This is a genomic window from Pseudonocardia sp. D17 (assembly GCF_036984265.1).
Lineage (GTDB): Bacteria > Actinomycetota > Actinomycetes > Mycobacteriales > Pseudonocardiaceae > Pseudonocardia > Pseudonocardia benzenivorans.
In genome coordinates this window covers 1-1,836 of sequence record NZ_BPRG01000153.1, presented here as the reverse complement: position 1 = coordinate 1,836, position 1,836 = coordinate 1, and the positions used below count along the sequence as shown (strand labels likewise).

The 1,836-nt window shown below is 58.7% G+C and carries 1 rRNA gene; it reads left to right on the top strand.

Annotation, left to right across the window (positions count from 1 at the left end):
* Positions 1 to 1,836 (top strand): 23S ribosomal RNA (locus PSD17_RS23115); the annotation flags it as partial.

Genomic DNA, 1,836 nt, shown 5'->3' with positions numbered 1-1,836 from the left:
GGTGTTGTGGGATGTGGTCGTCGTGGTTCTGCCGGACTGCGGATCGTGGTGTCTGTGTGTTAGTGGAAGACTTCTGGGAAGGGTCGCCGTAGTGGGTGAGAGCCCCGTACGCGAAAACATGCAGCCTGTGATGGACCGTATTCCCGAGTAGCAGCGAGCTCGTGGAATTTGCTGTGAATCTGGCGGGACCACCCGCTAAGCCTAAATACTCCCTGGTGACCGATAGCGGACTAGTACCGTGAGGGAAAGGTGAAAAGTACCCCGGGAGGGGAGTGAAAGAGTACCTGAAACCGTGTGCCTACAAGCCGTCAGAGCCGTGCTGCGATCTTTGGGTTGTGGTGGTGATGGCGTGCCTTTTGAAGAATGAGCCTGCGAGTTATGCTTCGTGGCGAGGTTAACCCGTGTGGGGTAGCCGTAGCGAAAGCGAGTCTGAATAGGGCGTGTAGTCGCGGGGTGTAGACCCGAAGCGGAGTGATCTACCCATGGCCAGGGTGAAGCTACGGTAAGACGTGGTGGAGGCCCGAACCCACCAGGGTTGAAAACCTGGGGGATGAGCTGTGGGTAGGGGTGAAAGGCCAATCAAACTCCGTGATAGCTGGTTCTCCCCGAAATGCATTTAGGTGCAGCGTCGCGTGGTGGGTACCGGAGGTAGAGCACTGGATGGCCTAGGGGGCCGACAAGCTTACTGAAGTCAACCAAACTCCGAATGCCGGTATTTCTAGCGTGGCAGTGAGACTGCGGGGGATAAGCTTCGTAGTCGAGAGGGAAACAGCCCAGATCACCGGCTAAGGCCCCTAAGCGTGTGCTAAGTGGGAAAGGATGTGGGATCGCCCAGACAACCAGGAGGTTGGCTTAGAAGCAGCCACCCTTGAAAGAGTGCGTAATAGCTCACTGGTCAAGTGGTCCTGCGCCGACAATGTAGCGGGGCTCAAGCGCACCGCCGAAGCCGTGGCATTCCAGCTTTGATCCGCCGGCCTGTCGGGGTTTGTCCCTGGTGGGTGGTGTAGTCGTTGGGATGGGTAGGGGAGCGTCGTGCATCCGGTGAAGCCTCCGAGTGATCGAGGGGTGGAGGGTGTGCGAGTGAGAATGCAGGCATGAGTAGCGAATGCAGAGTGAGAACCTCTGCCGCCGAATGACCAAGGGTTCCTGGGCCAGGTTAATCCGCCCAGGGTGAGCCGGGACCTAAGGCGAGGCCGTCAGGCGTAGTCGATGGACAACGGGTTGATATTCCCGTGCCCGTGATGGTGCGTCCGTGTCGAGGCCGGTGATGCTGACCATCCGAACCTCTTTCTGTCCCTTCGGGGATGGTTGTGGGGGGAGCGTGGGACCCGATCCGGTAGTAGGCAAGCGATGGGGTGACGCAGGAGGGTAGTCCCGCCAGGCGTTGGTTGTCCTGGTGCAAGCCTGTAGCCCGACATCCAGGTAAATCCGGGTGTCTGACTTTGATGTCGTGGGTGAGAGGTGATGCGTAGCCGATTGAGGCGAAGTAGGGTGATCCCATGCTGCCGAGAAAAGCCTCTAGCGAGTGCTGTTGCGGCCCGTACCCTAAACCGACACAGGTGGTCAGGTAGAGAATACCGAGGCGATCGAGTGAACTCTGGTTAAGGAACTCGGCAAAATACCCCCGTAACTTCGGGAGAAGGGGGGCCGGAGGCTCTGAAGCTCCTTGCGGGCTAGGGGCAGCCGGTCGCAGAGACCAGGCCCAAGCGACTGTTTACTAAAAACACAGGTCCGTGCGAAGTCGCAAGACGATGTATACGGACTGACGCCTGCCCGGTGCTGGAACGTTAAGAGGACCTGTTAGTCCCTTCGGGGGCGAAGCGGAGAATTTAAGCG